This is a genomic window from Salinicola sp. CR57, assembly GCF_003206585.1.
Lineage (GTDB): Bacteria > Pseudomonadota > Gammaproteobacteria > Pseudomonadales > Halomonadaceae > Salinicola > Salinicola lusitanus.
On the sequence record NZ_PZJL01000001.1, the window covers coordinates 186612 to 204020 of the forward strand.

At 63.0% G+C, this 17409-nt stretch carries 14 protein-coding genes and 2 tRNA genes; 1 reads left to right on the plus strand and 15 read right to left on the minus strand.

Annotated features, from left to right (window positions below):
* Positions 1-24: 24 nt before the first annotated feature.
* The 13 genes from truB to rlmE form a co-directional block, all read right to left on the minus strand.
* The gene (gene truB / locus DOM56_RS00865; RefSeq protein ID WP_110707084.1) at positions 25-984 is read right to left on the minus strand and encodes a tRNA pseudouridine(55) synthase TruB; all 960 of its coding nucleotides are present in this window, start codon (positions 982-984) and stop codon (positions 25-27) included.
* Positions 984-1439, minus strand: a complete 456-nt coding sequence (rbfA, locus tag DOM56_RS00870; RefSeq protein ID WP_110707085.1) for a 30S ribosome-binding factor RbfA — start codon at positions 1437-1439, stop codon at positions 984-986. The genes truB and rbfA overlap by 1 nt, the downstream gene beginning before the upstream one ends.
* Before the next feature lie 67 nt (positions 1440-1506).
* Complete coding sequence (gene infB / locus DOM56_RS00875) at positions 1507-4035, minus strand: translation initiation factor IF-2 (protein WP_110707086.1); 2529 nt, start codon at positions 4033-4035, stop codon at positions 1507-1509.
* Positions 4036-4062: 27 nt separating this feature from the next.
* Positions 4063-5556, minus strand: a complete 1494-nt coding sequence (gene nusA / locus DOM56_RS00880) for a transcription termination factor NusA (protein ID WP_110597716.1) — start codon at positions 5554-5556, stop codon at positions 4063-4065.
* Between the two features lie 84 nt (positions 5557-5640).
* A complete protein-coding gene (gene rimP, locus DOM56_RS00885; protein WP_110597717.1) occupies positions 5641-6102 on the minus strand; it encodes a ribosome maturation factor RimP in 462 nt (153 codons plus the stop codon).
* Positions 6103-6269: 167 nt separating this feature from the next.
* Positions 6270-6346, minus strand: a tRNA-Met gene (locus tag DOM56_RS00890).
* A 134-nt stretch (positions 6347-6480) separates the two neighbouring features.
* Positions 6481-6567, minus strand: a tRNA-Leu gene (locus DOM56_RS00895).
* 84 nt (positions 6568-6651) lie between these two features.
* Complete coding sequence (secG, locus tag DOM56_RS00900) at positions 6652-7032, minus strand: preprotein translocase subunit SecG (protein WP_110707087.1); 381 nt, start codon at positions 7030-7032, stop codon at positions 6652-6654.
* A gap of 4 nt (positions 7033-7036) precedes the next feature.
* On the minus strand, positions 7037-7786 hold the full coding sequence (gene tpiA, locus DOM56_RS00905; RefSeq protein ID WP_110707088.1) for a triose-phosphate isomerase: 750 nt from the start codon (positions 7784-7786) through the stop codon (positions 7037-7039).
* 79 nt (positions 7787-7865) lie between these two features.
* On the minus strand, positions 7866-9251 hold the full coding sequence (gene glmM, locus DOM56_RS00910) for a phosphoglucosamine mutase (protein WP_110707089.1): 1386 nt from the start codon (positions 9249-9251) through the stop codon (positions 7866-7868).
* Entirely contained in the window at positions 9244-10113 is an 870-nt protein-coding gene (gene folP, locus DOM56_RS00915; RefSeq protein WP_232822121.1) for a dihydropteroate synthase, read from the minus strand. Before folP ends, glmM begins: the two co-directional genes overlap by 8 nt.
* Before the next feature lie 150 nt (positions 10114-10263).
* Positions 10264-12231: an ATP-dependent zinc metalloprotease FtsH gene (gene ftsH / locus DOM56_RS00920; protein ID WP_110597721.1), complete on the minus strand. Its 1968-nt coding sequence runs from the start codon at positions 12229-12231 to the stop codon at positions 10264-10266.
* A 90-nt stretch (positions 12232-12321) separates the two neighbouring features.
* Positions 12322-12987 carry a 23S rRNA (uridine(2552)-2'-O)-methyltransferase RlmE gene (gene rlmE, locus DOM56_RS00925; RefSeq protein ID WP_110597722.1) on the minus strand — a complete coding sequence of 222 codons (666 nt, stop codon included), beginning with the start codon at positions 12985-12987 and terminating at the stop codon, positions 12322-12324.
* A 231-nt stretch (positions 12988-13218) separates the two neighbouring features.
* Here rlmE and DOM56_RS00930 point away from each other — a divergent pair, with 231 nt between their 5' ends.
* The gene (locus DOM56_RS00930; protein WP_110707090.1) at positions 13219-13545 is read left to right on the plus strand and encodes a YhbY family RNA-binding protein; all 327 of its coding nucleotides are present in this window, start codon (positions 13219-13221) and stop codon (positions 13543-13545) included.
* A 115-nt stretch (positions 13546-13660) separates the two neighbouring features.
* On the opposite strand, the gene greA is transcribed toward DOM56_RS00930, so the two are convergent.
* Positions 13661-14137, minus strand: a complete 477-nt coding sequence (greA, locus tag DOM56_RS00935; RefSeq protein WP_110707091.1) for a transcription elongation factor GreA — start codon at positions 14135-14137, stop codon at positions 13661-13663.
* Positions 14130-17363, minus strand: a complete 3234-nt coding sequence (gene carB, locus DOM56_RS00940) for a carbamoyl-phosphate synthase large subunit (RefSeq protein ID WP_110707092.1) — start codon at positions 17361-17363, stop codon at positions 14130-14132. The genes greA and carB overlap by 8 nt, the downstream gene beginning before the upstream one ends.
* Positions 17364-17409: the final 46 nt, after the last annotated feature.

Below are 17409 nucleotides of genomic sequence, written 5' to 3' on the forward strand. Positions count from 1 at the left end.
CGAATCGATGCCGCCAGTTTGAGCTCAGGCGTCTGTCGAGACTTGTCTCGACTCGACAGGATCCGAGTCCAATGCTGTCGTGTCGACCAGACGCCGGGGAGCGATTTCCCCCGGCGCGGTCAATTCGACCAATCCCAGAAAGGATTCGTCGCGATACAGTCTTGCCGTCGCACCTGGCGCCAGCTCGGTGTCCGACACCGCCGCCCGTTGCCCCAGCAGCAGTCGCCGAGCCACGGTTTCCGTCACGCTGAGCGTCGGCAGATGCTCGAGCATGACATCGACCGGGAGCAGTTGCGCCAGCCGTTCCTCGCCGCTCATCGCCTCGAGCGTCTCGAAGGATAAACGCCTTCTGCTGTCGAAAGGCCCGGTTTCCAGACGTTCCAACGCCGTGATGTGGGCACCAAACCCAACCGCGGCGCCGATATCCTCGGCCAGGGTCCGAATGTAGGTGCCCTTGCTGCAACGGACCTGCAGCCAGACGCCATCGGGCTCCCATTCGAGCGGGCGCATATCATATATCGTTACGCGGCGCGGCGCACGCGCTACCGTCTCACCCTGACGCGCCAGCTCGTAAAGCTTGCGCCCCTGATGCTTGAGCGCCGAATACATCGGTGGGACCTGTTCGATCTCACCGCGGAAACGCTCGAGCGCAGCTTCGACGACGTCACGATCCAGCGTGGCGGGCAGTGCCTGGCGCGCGATCACCTCGCCTTCGGCGTCCCCGGTGTCGGTCACGGCTCCGAACTGGATGCGGGTCCGATAGACCTTGTCGGCCTCAAGCAGGTGCGCGGAGAACTTGGTCGCCTCGCCCAGGCAGACCGGCAACAACCCGGTCGCCATCGGGTCCAGCGTCCCGGTATGACCCGCCTTGCGTGCCTGGAACAACCGCCGGGCGCGCTGCAGCGCATGATTGCTCGACACCCCCTTAGGCTTGTCGAGCAGCAGCACACCGTTGATGGGCAGCCCCTTGCGACGCCGTGCCATCAGCGGGACTCTCCATCTCCGTGCCGCATATCGCCCTGCCGGGATTCGTCGTCCTGGCCCGCACCATCCGCAGCCGCCGCATCGTCACTTTCCTGCGGGCGGTTGCTGGCAACGGCCTCGTCGATCAGCGCCGACAGCTTGTGCCCGCGCACGACACTCTCGTCATAGTGAAAGCGCAGCTCGGGTACATGGCGAAGCTTGATGCGGCGCGCGATCTGCGAGCGCAGGAAACCGGCGGCCCGCTTGAGCACAGCCAGGTTTTCCTTGACCCGAGCCGGATCGTTCTCGCCCAGCAACGTCACGTAGATGTCGGCGTAACCGAGATCCCGACTGACCTTGACCGAGCTGACCGTGACCATTCCCAGGCGCGGATCCTTGATCTCGCGCTGGATCAGCACGGCCAGCTCCTGCTGCAGCTGGTCTGCGACCCGGTCGGTTCGTTTGAATTCGCGCATCGTTGCCTCTCGAGATTCCGCAGGCGCCTGGTTCGTAAAAACCTGGGCACCGACGGGATCCTGTCACTTACAGGGTACGCTCGACCTTGACCTGGTCGAAGACCTCGATCTTGTCGCCGACCTGAACGTCGTTGTAGTTCTTGACGCCGATACCGCACTCCATGCCGTTGCGCACTTCGTTGACGTCATCCTTGAAGCGACGCAGGGATTCCAGCTCGCCTTCGTAGATGACCACGTTTTCGCGCAGGACACGGATCTTCTTGTTGCGGTGAACGGAGCCCTCGATGACCATGCAGCCAGCGATCGCCCCGATCTTCGGCGCCTTGAACACGTCGCGCACCTCGGCGATACCGACGATCTCTTCCTTCCACTCCGGTGCCAGCATGCCGCTCATGGCCTGCTTGACCTCGTCGATCAGCTGGTAGATGACGCTGTAGTAGCGCAGATCCAGCCCTTCACGCTCGACGATTTCCCGCGCGGAAGCGTCGGCACGGACGTTGAAGCCGACCAGAATCGCTTCACTGGCCAGTGCCAGGTTGGCATCGGTACCGGTGATGCCGCCGACCCCGGAGGAGACCACCGCCACCTGCACTTCATCGGTGGAGAGCTCTTCCAGTGCGCCACGGATCGCTTCCAGCGAGCCCTGGACGTCGGCCTTGAGCACGACGTTGACCTTGGCCACCTCGTCCTGCCCCATCTGGCTGAACATGTTCTCCAGCTTGGCCTTCTGCTGGCGCGCCAGACGCACTTCGCGGTATTTGCCCTGACGGAAGTTGGCGATTTCACGCGCCTTCTTCTCATCGGTCAGCACCATGAAGTCTTCACCGGCTTCCGGCGTGCCGTCGAGCCCCTGGATCTCCACCGGCATCGACGGACCCACCGACTCGACCTGCTTGCCGAGTTCGTTGGTCAGCGCACGCACGCGGCCGTAGTGCAGGCCAGCGAGGACGATGTCGCCACGCTTGAGCGTGCCGTTCTGGACCAGCACGGTCGCCACCGGGCCACGGCCCTTGTCGAGGCGAGACTCGACCACGACGCCTTTGCCCGGTGCTTCCGGCACGGCCTTGAGCTCGAGCACTTCGGAAACCAGCAGCACCGATTCCAGCAGTTGGTCGATACCTTCGCCGGTCTTCGCGGAGACCGAGACGAACTGGGTATCGCCGCCCCACTCCTCGGAGATCACACCGTGCTGAGAGAGCTCGTTGCGAATCCGATCGAGATCGGCACCTTCCTTGTCGATCTTGTTGATCGCCACGACCAGCTGCACACCGGCGGCCTTGGCGTGTTCTACCGCCTCGACCGTCTGCGGCATGACACCGTCGTCGGCGGCAACCACCAGGATGACGACGTCGGTAGCCTGGGCGCCACGAGCACGCATGGCGGTAAAGGCCGCGTGGCCAGGCGTATCCAGGAAGGTGACCCCACCATGTTCGCCTTCGACGTGGTAGGCACCGATGTGCTGGGTGATACCGCCGGCCTCACCGGTCGCGACCTTGGTGCGACGAATGAAGTCGAGCAGCGAGGTCTTGCCGTGGTCGACGTGTCCCATGACGGTGACGACCGGCGAACGGGTGATCTCGTCGCCTTCATAGGAGATGCCTTCGAGCACTTCGGTCTCGAGCGCATCTTCCTTGACCAGCTTCGGCTTGTGGCCCATCTCCTCGACCACGATCGCGGCAGTGTCCTGATCGATGGTCTGGTTGATGGTCACCGCCGCGCCCATGTTGAACATGGCCTTGATCACTTCGTTGGCCTTGACCGACATCTTGTCCGCCAATTCCGCGACGCTGATCGACTCCGGCAGCGCGACTTCACGCACGATCGGCTGGGTCGGCTTCTGGAACCCGTGCTGGTTGTCGCCGCGACCGCGACGGCTACCCCGACGCTCGGCCCGCTTGACCTTCTTGGCACCACCACCGCGACGACGCTCGGAACGGTCGTCATCGTCGTCACGACGGCCACGACGGCCCTGATCGCGCTCCTTGTCCTTCTTCGGGTGGGCGCGACGGTTCTCCGTCCGCGGCTCCTTGGGCGGCGGCTCGACGAACGGCTGGCTGTTGGACGTTGGCTCCTCGTCTTCCACCTGAGGCTCCTGGGGAATGTCATCCCCCGGTGCCTGAGGCTCGGGCGCGGGGGCCGCTGCCTTGTTGGAGCTCTCCTGGCCGGCGGTCAGATCCGCCGTCGGCTCGCTGGCCGCTTCCGCCGCCGCAGCCTGCTCGGACTGCTGCTGCGCCTGATCGGCCATGTCGCCGACGAGCTGACGCGGACCCGCTTCCTCGGCCGGCGCTTCCTCGACCGGCTCCGCATCACGCTTGACGTAGGTGCGCTTCTTGCGCACCTGCACCTCGATGGTCTTGCCACGCTCGCCCGAACGGATCTTGCTGCGGGTATTGCGTGTCAAGGTGATGCGATTACGCGGGCCGCGGCCACCACCATGACTCTTGGTCAGGTGATCGAGGAGACGTTGCTTGTCCTCTTCGGAGACCGCGTCGCTTTCCTTCTGATGCGGGAGACCCGCATCCTTCATCTGTTCAAGCAGGCGGGACACATCGCGTCCCACCTTGCCGGCAAACTCTTTTACGGTCATGTCTGACATTACGACCCTCCTGAACCCGTGACCACGTTACTCTTCGCTCTGAAACCAAGGCGCACGGGCAGTCATGATCAGTGCCGCTGCGCGCTCCTCGTCCACGTCGTCGATATCCTTCAGATCCTCGATGGACTGTTCTGCGAGGTCCTCCATGGTGACGATGCCACGGCTGGCAAGAATGAAAGCCAGGTGGCGGTCCATGCCGTCCATCGTGAGAAGGTCTTCGGCGGGCTGAGCGCCATCCAGTTGCTCTTCCGACGCGATGGCCAGGTTGAGAAGCTCATCCTTGGCCCTTGCACGAAGTTCCTCGACCAGATCCTCATCGAACTCTTCGATCTCCAGCATCTCTTCGACCGGCACGTAGGCCAGTTCCTCGATCGTCGTGAACCCTTCCTCGACCAGGATGCGGGCGACGTCTTCGTCGATCTCAAGATGGTTGATGAAATATTCGACCAGGCTGTCGACTTCCTGCTCGCGTTTGCCCTCGGCTTCATCGATGGTCATGACGTTGAGCGTCCAGCCCGTCAGCTCGCTGGCGAGCCTCACGTTCTGACCGCTACGACCAATGGCCTGAGCGAGGTTGTCCTCGCCGACGGCGACGTCCATCGAATGGGCGTCCTCGTCAACGAGGATGGAGGCGACTTCCGCCGGCGCCATGGCGTTGATCACCAGTTGCGCGGGGTTGTCGTCCCATAAAATGATATCCACGCGCTCGTTACGCAGCTCGTTGGATACCGCCTGCACGCGCGATCCGCGCATGCCGACACAGGCACCGACCGGATCGATTCGCCTGTCGTTGGTCTTGACCGCGATCTTGGCCCGCGCGCCGGGATCGCGAGCAGCACCCTTGATCTCGATCAGCTGCTCGGCAATCTCCGGCACTTCGATCTTGAACAGCTCGACCAGCATGCCCGGCTTGGTCCGCGACAGGATCAGCTGGGAGCCACGCGCCTCCGCATCGACTTTCCACAGCAGCGCGCGCACACGCTCGTTCATGCGGTAGCGCTCGCCGGGGATCATCTCGCCACGGGGCAGGAAGCCCTCGGCGTTCTCGCCGAGATCGATGATCAGCCCGTCGCGTGTCGTTTTCTTGACGATGCCCGCGACCAGTTCGCCTTCCCGTTCGGAGTACTGCTTGACGATCTGGGCACGTTCGGCCTCGCGCACCTTCTGCACGATCACCTGTTTGGCGGTCTGCGCGGCGATACGGCCGAAGGCCACCGACTCCACCTGCTCTTCGACCACATCGCCGACGGCCAAGGGAGGCTCGCGCGTTTCCGCTTCGGAGAGCGGAATCTCGCGATCTTCGCTGAGATAGTCTTCGTCTTCGACCACCACCCAGCGACGGAAAGTATCGTACTCGCCGGTGCGGCGATCAATCTGGACGCGGACGCTGACGTCCTGCCCCTCGAAGCGCTTGCGCGATGCGCTGGCCAGTGCCGCCTCGACAGCCTCGAAAATGACGTCTCGGGGCACGCTCTTCTCGTTGGAGATGGCGTCAACGACCAGCAGTATCTCTTTGCTCATGCCTATGCCTCGCCGAAAAACCGGTTCTTGGTTTCGAATTCTTGGTCTCGAATTACTGAGTCATCGAACAACAGGTGATGGAATTCAGTCGTCGAACTGCGGGACGACGCGAGCCTGATCGATGCTTTCGATGGGAAAGCAGTACTCTTCCCCATCGATGTGCAGCAGCACCTCGTCGCCATCGATGCCGGCCAGGCGCCCCTGGAACTTGCGACGCCCATCGAAGGCGGTGCGTAGCTTGAGCTGCACCACATGACCGCTGAAGCGCGAAAAATGATCGAGCGTATAGAGCGGGCGATCGAGACCTGGAGAGGAAACTTCCAGGCTGTAGTTGCTCGAGATCGGATCTTCGACATCCAGCACGCCGCTGACCTGACGGCTGACACTCGCGCAATCATCGACCGAGATTCCATCGGGGCTGTCGATGTAGATCATCAGCTTGGAATGCTTGCCCTGAGCCAGATAGTCGAGGCCCCACAATTCGAAACCCATGGCGGTGACCACAGGTTCGATGATCGCATACAGTGCTGCGTCCTTGGTGACCACAAACGACTCCTACAGCAGTTGCATCAGGCACCTGACCGGGAGTTGAGAGAAATGCAAGGTGCTAGGTGGCTGACTGGCATTGACGTCGGCAACGCCGTCGACGGCGACGACATCGACAAGGCTGCTAACAAAAAGCCCCTTCTCAGGAAGGGGCCTTTCAAAAAACTTGGTAGCGGGGGCCGGATTTGAACCGACGACCTTCGGGTTATGAGCCCGACGAGCTACCAGACTGCTCCACCCCGCAACATCAGGTTGGCGATTATAGGAACGGCCTCGAGATGGGTCAAGGAAGGCCGCGATATCGCCGAATTCTCAGCAACAAGAATTCATCAGTACCGCCCAGAGGTTCAAGTCGAAAAGACCGGAAAAACTTGACGATGGTGCCGAAGGCGGGACTTGAACCCGCACGACCGTAAGGTCACTACCCCCTCAAGATAGCGTGTCTACCAATTCCACCACTTCGGCATCAGGGGTGTGTAGCGCCTGGGCGCCACACTCAATTCGCTGCATTCGGAGCTTTCATCGAAGGCAGCGAATTTTCCTTTCCACTCAAGGATTTGACGATTCCTGCCCGCCATCTTCCTCGAGTGCTGGCGCAGCATTATTCCCGCTTTGGGCACCATCGTCAAGCGTTGGCGCACCATTATGTTGCTGCTCGATCACCTGAGCATCCGGGATACCGCTCTGCGGCGCACTGCCGGCATTGGCGGCGAAGTACGCCAGACCCAGTGAGGTCACGAAGAAAAGCGCCGCCAGGCCGCCCGTCAGCTTCGACATGAAGCCGCCACTGCCGCGAGAGCCGAACACCGTCTGCGAGGAGCCTCCACCGAATGCAGCGCCTGCTTCGGCGCCCTTGCCCTGCTGAAGCAGGACCAGAACCACCAGCGCAATGGCGGCGAGGACGTGTAACAACAAAACTGCTATCTGCATGAAATCAACCTGCTGACTGACAAATCGCTTTGAAATCGTCGACCTTGAGCGAAGCTCCGCCGATCAGGCCGCCGTCGATATCTTCCTGGGCGAGCAACTCCCGTGCGTTGCTCGCGTTCATGCTACCGCCATACAGCAGGCGTAGCGCATCGGCCAACGCCGAGTCGAAGCTTGCCTGATAGCCGCGAATCGCGGCCATCATCTGCTGGGCTTGCTCCGGCGAGGCCGTGCGCCCGGTACCGATCGCCCAGACCGGCTCGTAGGCAATCGTCATCATTCGACGCTGCCCGGGCTCGAGCCGGGCCATGACATGACCGACCTGACGCAGCACGACATCCTCGGACTGGCCGGCGTCGCGCTCCTCGAGGGTCTCTCCCACGCAGAGAATCGGCTTGAGCCCCACGGTGAGCGCAGCGATGACCCGCTCGTAAACCTGTTCGTCACTTTCGTGATAGAGCTGGCGACGCTCGGAGTGGCCGGCCAGCACATACTCGACGCCGAACTCGGCGAGCATTTCGCCACTCACCTCGCCGGTGCGGGCCCCGGAGGGCAGCGGGTTCAGCGTCTGCGCGCCCAGCGCGAGAGGCGTGCCCGCAAAAGCGCTGCGCGCAGCATCGAGATAGGGAAACGGGGGATGGATCACCACATCGACCGGCGACGACAACTCAATCCCGGCAAACGTTCGACCGAACGTCTCGATCAATTCTGCCGAGCCGTTCATCTTCCAGTTACCTGCGATCAGCGGCTTGCGCATGCTACCTCCCATCGGTGGAGCGACATGGTATAAGAGCCTTGACAACAAGACAACAATTGCTGTCGGCGATCCGATCAGCTCAGGCGATCAAGGTTTCGACACTATCGGCGATCCGCCGCGCCAGCGCCTGGACATCGAATCTCGGTCGGCCTTCGACCATGACCCTGATCAGCGGTTCGGTACCCGAGGGCCGCAGCAGAACCCGACCACCGCCGCCCAGCTCCTCTTCCACCGACGCGACGCTTCGGCACAACGCCTGGCTCTCCAATAGCGCCCGGGCATCGGAACCCGGGGGCAGGCGAACGTTGACCAGGGCCTGCGGCGCCTTCTCGAACCCTTCGAGCAACTGGCCCAGAGGCGCCCCCTCTCGCACCATGACCGCCAGCACCTGCAGCGCGGAGACGATGCCATCGCCGGTGGTCTGCACGTTGCGACAGACGATATGTCCCGAGGCCTCCCCGCCCAGCAGCCAGTCGTTGGCCAGCAGCCGCTCGACGACGTAGCGGTCTCCCACCTTGGCCCGCTCGAAAGGAATCCCCTGCTTCTCGAACGCCGCGGCCAGCCCGAAGTTGGTCATCAGCGTGCCCACGACCCCGCCATTGAGCTTGCCTCGCGCGTGGAGGTCCCGCGCGATGATGTAGAGGATCTCGTCGCCGTCCACCGCCTCGCCCCGACGGTCGATCATCAGTACGCGATCGCCGTCGCCATCGAACGCGATGCCCAGGTCGGCCTGACACGACAGGACAGCCTCGCGCAAACGCTCGGTGTGGGTCGACCCCACGTCGCGGTTGATATTGAGGCCATCCGGCTCCCCGCCGATCACGCTGACATCGGCGCCGAGCTCCCGAAAGACATTGGGCGCGATATGGTAGGTCGCGCCATGCGCGCAATCCAGGACGATCCTCAGGCCATGCAGCTCGAGGCGATTGTGGACCGTGGACTTGCAGAACTCGATGTAGCGCCCGGCGGCGTCGCCGATTCGCACCGCCTTGCCGAGCTGGTTCGGCGCCATGGTCTCCAGCGGCTTCTCGAGTTCATCCTCGATCTCCGCCTCGACCTCGTCGGCCAGCTTCAGCCCTTCCGCCGAGAAGAACTTGATGCCGTTGTCCTGGTAGGGATTGTGCGAAGCCGAGATCACGATACCAGCGTCGGCACGAAAGGTTCGGGTCAGGTAGGCGATACCCGGGGTCGGCATCGGTCCCAGCAGGGAGACGTCGGCCCCTGCGGCCGATAGCCCCGCCTCCAGCGCAGACTCGAACATGTAACCCGAGATGCGGGTGTCCTTGCCGATGATCACCTTGGGTCGCGGCGACTGGGAGGATCGCTGCCGGGTCTGATGAGAGGATAGCTTGCGAGACAGCACGCGCCCCATCGCCCACCCCAGCTTGAGCATGAAGTCAGCGGTGATCGGATACTCGCCGACGGTGCCGCGAATACCGTCGGTACCAAAATAACGTCTACTCATGATCGCTCCGTTCCTGAAGCACGGCCCAGGCCATGTCGATCGCGTCGACCGTGGCTGCCACATCGTGCACTCTGACTATTCTAGCGCCACGCTCGACCGCCATCACGCTCAACGCGAGACCTCCAGGCAGGCGCTGATCGACAGGCCGGCACAGCGCCTGGCCGATCATGCTCTTTCGCGACATCCCGACCAGCAGCGGCAGATCGAGCGCTTCGAGCGCACTCAGACGATTGAGCAGTCGAAGATTGTGTTCCAGCGTCTTGGCAAAGCCGAAACCCGGGTCGATCAGCAGTCGCTCCCGCGGAATACCTGCCTGCGCGCAGGCGGTGACGCGCTGGCGCAGGAACTCGATCACCGCCATCTCGATCGGCTCGGCGTAGTACGGCGCCTGCTGCATCGTCCCCGGCTCTCCGCGCATGTGCATGAGACAGACGGGCAACTCGGTGCCCGCCGCCGCCGCCAACGCCCCGGGTCGCGTCAGCGAGCGCACGTCGTTAAGCATCCCCGCCCCGGCCGCGGCGGCTCCGCGAATCAGTTCCGGGGTGCTGGTGTCGACCGAGACCAGCGCATCGAACTCCCGCACCAGCGTCTCGACCACCGGCAGTACCCGGTCACGCTCCTCCTCCAGTGGCACCGGTTCGGCGCCGGGGCGCGTCGATTCCCCGCCCACATCGATGATGTCGGCCCCCTCCCGCAGCAGCCGTTCGGCGTGACGGCGCGCATCGTCCAGCTCGCGATGCCGGTTGCCATCGGAGAAGGAGTCGGGGGTCACGTTCAAGATGCCCATGACGCGCGGGCGCGAAAGATCGAGATCGTGATGGCCGCAGCGCAATCGGACGCCGATGGAGAAAGAATCAGTCATGGAAGGTCGTCGCTGGCAAAAGCGCCCACTCTAGGTAGGCCGGTACGGTTTCGCAACCGTCTCACAACGCAGCAGGGCGCCATATCTGACGCCCTGCTGATTGATGCCGAGTCGTTCGAACCCGGATTGGCTGTGGACCGCCGGATCACCTCAAAGCCCTGACGGCCCGCCCAGAGGATCCGAGGGGCGGCGGTTGCCGGGCTCGTCATCCGACGTGCCTTCATCGCCTGGCTGTGGCTCAGGATCGCTGACCGGCCGACCAGAACCCGAGCTCGGACCATCGTCACCCCAATCCTTCGGCGGACGCGGCGGGCGACCTTCCATGATGTCCTTGAGCTGGGCAGCGTCGATGGTCTCGTACTGCATCAGCGCTTCGGCCATCAGGTCGAGCTTGTCGCGATTGTCCTCGAGAATCTTGCGCGCCATGGCATAGCATTCGTCGATGATGCGACGCACCTCCTTGTCGAGGCGGGTCGAAGTCTCACCAGAACTCAGTTTGCCGCCACCCTGACCGGGACCACCGAGGAACTGATGCGATTCGTCCTCGTCGTACATCAGCGGCCCCATCTCCTCGGAGAGACCCCACTTGGCCACCATGCTGTGCGCAAGTTCGGTGGCCCGCTTGATGTCGTTGGAGGCACCGGTGGTGACCCCATTCGGCCCAAGCGTCATCTCTTCGGCGATCCGGCCACCGAACAGCGAGCAGAGCTGGCTGATGATCTGCTGACGGGAATAGCTGTAGCGGTCTTCTTCGGGGAGGAACATGGTCACGCCAAGCGCACGACCGCGCGGGATGATGGTGACCTTGTAGACCGGATCGTGCTCGGGCATCACCAGGCCGATGATGGCATGGCCGGCCTCATGGTAGGCCGTGTTGAGCTTGTCCTTCTCGGACATGACCATGGACCGACGCTCGGCGCCCATCATGATCTTGTCCTTGGCCAGCTCCAGCTCTTCCATACCCACGGTGCGTCGATTGCGTCGCGCCGCGAACAGCGCCGCCTCGTTGACCAGGTTGGCCAGGTCGGCGCCCGAGAAGCCGGGCGTGCCACGGGCGATGATGCTGGCCTGGACACCGTCGGCCATCGGCACCTTGCGCAGATGTACGTTGAGAATATGCTCGCGACCCCGAATATCGGGCAGCGGCACGGTGACCTGACGGTCGAAGCGGCCCGGACGCAGCAGCGCCGGATCCAGCACGTCGGGACGGTTGGTGGCGGCAATGACGATGATGCCGTCGTTGGCCTCGAAGCCATCCATCTCGACCAGCAGCTGGTTCAGGGTCTGCTCGCGCTCGTCGTGACCGCCGCCCATGCCGGAGCCACGATGGCGACCGACGGCATCGATCTCGTCGATGAAGATGATGCACGGCGCCTGCTTCTTGGCCTGCTCGAACATGTCACGGACGCGGGAAGCACCCACGCCGACGAACATCTCGACGAAGTCGGACCCGGAGATGCTGAAGAACGGCACCTTGGCCTCGCCGGCGATTGCCTTCGCCAGCAGCGTCTTGCCGGTCCCCGGGGGGCCCACCATCAGCACGCCGCGGGGTATCTGGCCGCCCAGGCGCTGAAACTTCGAAGGATCCTTGAGGAAGTCGACCAGCTCGACCACCTCCTCCTTGGCCTCGTCACAGCCCGCGACGTCGGCAAAGGTGGATTTGATCTGATCCTGGCTCAGCAGCTTCGCCTTCGACTTGCCGAAGCTCATCGGGCCACCCCGGCCACTGCCGCCACCCTGCATCTGCCGCATGAAGAAGATGAAGATGCCCAGAATCAACAGGATCGGGAAGCTGGCGATCAGCAAGCGCGTCCACAGGCTCTGTTCCTCGGGCTTCTGGCCGACGACCGTGACGTCATGCGCCAACAGATCGTCCATCAGTTTGGGATCCTGGGCGGCAGGGCGAATGGTCTGGAATTGCGTGCCATCCTTTCGCTCACCATTGATGGTGTAGCCGTCGATGGTCACGCTGCGCACCTGGTCGTTCTGGACCTGCTGCACGAACTGCGAATAGCTCGTCGTGTGCGGCGAGCTATCGACGCTGAAGTTGTTGAACACCGTCAGCAGCACGGCTGCGATGACCAACCAGAGAATTAGATTCTTCGCCATGTCGTTCAAGACACCACCCTCGTAGTACGAATCTTGCTGCCTGCGCTTGCCGTGGTCTGACACTACACCAGATGGGGGCGTTCAACCACGCTTGCAAGCCTAGCCATGAAATCCCTGCGCCAGCAGGTAGACTTCTCGGGATCGGGCCCGGGAAGCTTCCGGCTTGCGCGTGACCACCTTGCGGAAGCTGCCGCGCAACTCCCGCAGGTAGTCGTCGAATCCTTCGCCCTGAAACACCTTGGCCAGAAAATGGCCGCCGGGTGCCAGGGTCTGCCGCGCCAGGTCGAGCGCCAGCTCGACCAGATACATCGCCTGGGGCTGGTCTATCGCCGCCATGCCGCTCATGTTCGGGGCCATGTCGGACAACACCAGGTCGACGGAGCGATCCCCCAGCGCAGCCAGAATCGCCTCCAGCACCGACTCTTCGGTGAAATCGCCCTGAATGAAGTCGACGCCGGCCAACGCATCCATCTCGAGGATGTCCGACGCGATCACCACCCCATCGCTACCGACCTTCTCGGCGGCGACCTGACTCCAGCCTCCCGGTGCGGCCCCCAGGTCGATCACCGACATTCCGGACCGGAGTAACTTGTCACGCTCGTCGAGTTCCAGCAACTTATAGCTTGCACGCGAACGATAACCATCCTTCCAGGACTGCTGGACGTAGCGGTCGTCGAAATGCTCTTTCAGCCAGCCCGCGCTGCTCTTGCTCTGGCGCGTCGAGGAACCGGCGTTGTCGGGACTGGGCCTGGAGGAGCGCGCCACTGGTGATCACCTGAAAAAAGCTCGAAGAAAGGGTGGAGATGCGGACTTAAGATCGGATGCGGAGAGTATGGTGCCGGTAGAGGATCGCCATCACCGCTCCGGGGACTACACACCAACGACATCTTTCCCGCGGCGACCGAAACCCGTACCATGTCGCGTTTCGACAGTGCGGTGGTGAGACCGATTGCAGCACCGCTGTAAAATATCGCGAAGTCCAACGGTCAGACTATCATGAGCCTATCATCCGCACAAAAGAAAGCCTTTCGCAGCATCGGCCATCACCTGCAGCCGATCGTCACGGTGAGTGAAAACGGCTTGAGCGAGGGCGCTCAGCAGGAGCTCGAACGCGCCCTGCGCGATCACGAACTGATCAAGATCAAGCTGGCGATTCCCGAACGGGAAGAGCGCCAGGCCATGATCGAAGAGCTGATCGAACTCTCCGGCGCGGAGCTGGTGCAGTCGCTGGGCAAGACGGCGCTACTCTACCGCCACAACCCGAAAGCCAACCCCAAGCTCTCCAACGTTCAACGTGCCGAGGAGCATCACGGACGGCACTGAGCACGAAGGCCGCGAGCCGCAAAAATCAGAATGCTCCAGAATGAAAAGAAGCCGCGACAGTGTCGCGGCTTCTTTCGCTTTCAACGCCGCTTGACCGACGCGCAGCTGCGCGCGATCAAATATGCTCGACGCCGGATATCTCGTACTCCACGTCCCCACCCGGCGTACGCACGTTGACCACGTCGCCTTCGCTCTTGCCGATCAGCGCACGGGCGATCGGCGAGGTCACCGAGATCTTGCCGGCCTTGATGTCCGCCTCGTCCTCGCCGACGATCCGGTAGCGCACCTCGTCGTCGGTCTCGAGATTGAGCAGCTCGACCGTCACGCCGAAGATCACCTTGCCGCTCTTCGGCATCTTGGTCACGTCGATGACCTGCGCCGCCGACAGCTTGCCCTCGATCTCCTGGATACGCCCCTCGATGAAGCCCTGCTGCTCGCGGGCGGCGTGATATTCGGCGTTCTCCTTGAGGTCGCCGTGCTCGCGTGCGACCGCAATGTCGTTGATGACTCGCGGGCGCTCCACGCCTTTCAACTGCTCCAGCTCCTGACGCAAGGCCTGTTCGCCGTGGACGGTCATCGGGACTTTATTCATGGACTACTCCTGCATGCTGTTCCTGCAGCCGCCGCACCGTGATCTCGTTACCGTACTCCAGCGCCATGCAGACAGCGCGCGCCCCGGCCAGCGTGGTGGCATAGGGGACCTTGCGCGCCAGCGCGGTGCGCCGGATGACCGAGGAGTCATTGATCGCCTGACGGCCTTCCGTGGTATTCACGATATAGGCGATCTCGTCGTTCTTGAGCAGATCGACGATATGCGGACGGCCTTCAAAAACCTTGTTGACGACGGCAACGGACAGACCGGCCCCTTCCAGAGCCCTGGCCGTACCCCGCGTTGCCACTAAACTGAAACCCAAGGCTAGCAGAGATTGGGCCACCTCGATAACACCTTGCTTGTCCGGCTCGCGCACGGAGAGGAACGCCTTGCGCTCCCCGGTCAATCTCGGAATCGCTTCGCCGGCGCCCAACTGCGCCTTGTAGAAGGCTTCGGCAAAGGTCGCGCCGCTCCCCATCACCTCACCGGTGGACTTCATCTCCGGCGACAGGATCGGATCGACCCCCGGGAACTTGTTGAACGGGAACACCGCTTCCTTGACGCTGTAGTAGCCCGGAATGATCTCGCGGGTGAACTGCTGCTCGGCCAAGGTCGTTCCGGCCATGCAGCGCGCCGCCACCTGCGCCAGCGACGTGCCGATGCACTTGGAGACGAACGGCACGGTGCGCGAGGCGCGCGGATTGACCTCGATGACGTAGATCTCGCCATCCTGCCAAGCCAGCTGCACGTTCATCAGCCCGACCACGTTGAGCTCGACCGCCATCTTCTTGACCTGGTCGCGCATCGCGTCCTGCACCTCCGCCGGCAGCGAGTACGGCGGCAACGAGCAGGCGGAATCACCGGAGTGCACGCCGGCCTGCTCGATATGCTGCATGATGCCGCCGATCACCACCTGCTCGCCGTCGCTGACCGCATCGATATCGATCTCGATCGCCGCGTTGAGGAAATGGTCGAGCAGCACCGGCGAGTCGTTGGAGACCTTGACCGCGTGGGTCATGTAGCGCTCCAGCTCCTCGGCGGTGTAGACGATCTCCATGGCGCGGCCGCCAAGCACGTAGCTCGGCCGTACCACCAGCGGATAGCCGATCTTCTCGGCCTTGGCGAAGGCGTCCTCGAAGCTGCGCGCGGTAGCGTTGGGCGGCTGCTTGAGGCCCAGCTTGTCGATCATCTTCTGGAAGCGCTCGCGATCCTCGGCCCGATCGATCGCATCCGGGGTGGTGCCGATGATCGGTACGCCGGCGGCTTCCAGCGCCCGCGCCAGCTTCAGCGGGGTTTGACCGCCGAACTGGACGATCACGCCGACCGGCTTCTCCTTGTCGGCGATCTCGAGCACGTCCTCCAGGGTCACCGGCTCGAAATAGAGCCGATCGCTGGTGTCGTAGTCGGTGGAGACGGTCTCCGGATTGCAGTTGACCATGATGGTCTCGTAACCGTCTTCGCGCATCGCCAGAGCCGCATGCACGCAGCAGTAGTCGAACTCGATACCCTGGCCGATCCGGTTGGGTCCGCCGCCCAGCACCATGATCTTCTGGCGATCGCTGACGTCGGCCTCGCACTCCTCTTCATAGGTCGAGTACATGTAGGCGGTGTCGGAAGCGAATTCGGCGGCACAGGTGTCGACCCGCTTGTAGACCGGGCGAATGTCGAGCTGCTGACGGCGGCTGCGGAACTCACCCTCCGAGACGCCGAGCAGCGACGCCAGCCGGGCATCGGAGAAGCCCTTGCGCTTGAGACGATATAGTTCGTCGGCGCTGAAATCGTGCAGCGAGCGTTCGGTGATCGCCGCCTCGCTCAGGATCAGGTCCTCGAGCTGAACCAGGAACCAGCGATCGATATTGGTCAGCGTGAACACCTCGTCCACGCTCATGCCGCTGCGCATGGCATCGGCGATGTAGAAGATGCGGTCGGCACCGGCGGCCTGCAGCTCGCCCTTGATCAGCGCCATGTTCTCCGGACCGAAGTCGGTCACCTTGGGGTCGAGCCCGTCGACACCGATCTCGAGCCCGCGCAGCGCCTTGTGCATCGACTCCTGGAAGGTGCGACCGATCGCCATCACCTCGCCGACCGACTTCATCTGGGTGGTCAGACGGTCGTTGGCCTGGGGGAACTTCTCGAACGTGAAGCGCGGGATCTTGGTCACGACATAGTCGATCGACGGCTCGAACGAGGCCGGCGTGGCACCACCGGTGATGTCGTTCTGCAGCTCGTCCAGGGTGTAGCCCACCGCCAGCTTGGCGGCGATCTTGGCGATCGGGAAGCCGGTCGCCTTGGAAGCCAGCGCCGAGGAGCGCGACACCCGCGGGTTCATCTCGATCACCACCATGCGCCCGGTGTCGGGATCGACGCCGAACTGGACGTTGGAGCCGCCGGTCTCGACGCCGATCTCGCGCAGCACCGCAAGCGATGCGTTGCGCATGATCTGGTACTCCTTGTCGGTCAGCGTCTGCGCTGGCGCGACGGTGATGGAGTCGCCGGTGTGCACGCCCATGGGGTCGAAGTTCTCGATCGCGCAGACGATGATGCAGTTGTCGTTCTTGTCACGAACGACCTCCATCTCGTACTCCTTCCAGCCGAGAAGGGACTCGTCGATCAGCAGCTCGTGGTTGTTGGAGAGTTCGAAACCGCGATCGCAGATCTCCTCGAACTCCTCCTTGTTGTAGGCCACGCCGCCGCCGGAGCCGCCCATGGTGTAGGAAGGCCGGATGATCACCGGGAACCCGAGCGTAGCCTGGATCTCCCACGCCTCGTCCATGGTGTGCGCCACTTTCGCCTTGGGGCACTCCAGACCGATGTTCTTCATCGCCTTGTCGAACAGATCGCGATCTTCGGCCTTGTTGATGGCATCGGCGTTGGCACCGATCATCTCGACCCCGTACTTCTCGAGCACGCCATGCTTGTCGAGATCCAGCGCGCAGTTGAGCGCGGTCTGGCCGCCCATGGTCGGCAGGATCGCCGACGGGCGCTCACGCTCGATGATCTGCTCCACCGCCTGCCAGGTGATCGGCTCGATATAGGTGGCGTCCGCCATCACCGGGTCGGTCATGATGGTCGCCGGGTTGGAGTTGACCAGAATGACGCGGTAGCCCTCTTCGCGCAGTGCCTTGCAGGCCTGGGCCCCGGAGTAGTCGAATTCGCACGCCTGCCCGATGACGATGGGGCCGGCGCCGATGATCAGAATGCTGTCGAGATCCGTACGTTTTGGCATGCGCTAACACTCGTCGAAAATGGTGGTGTCGGCGGCTGGCGCCGAC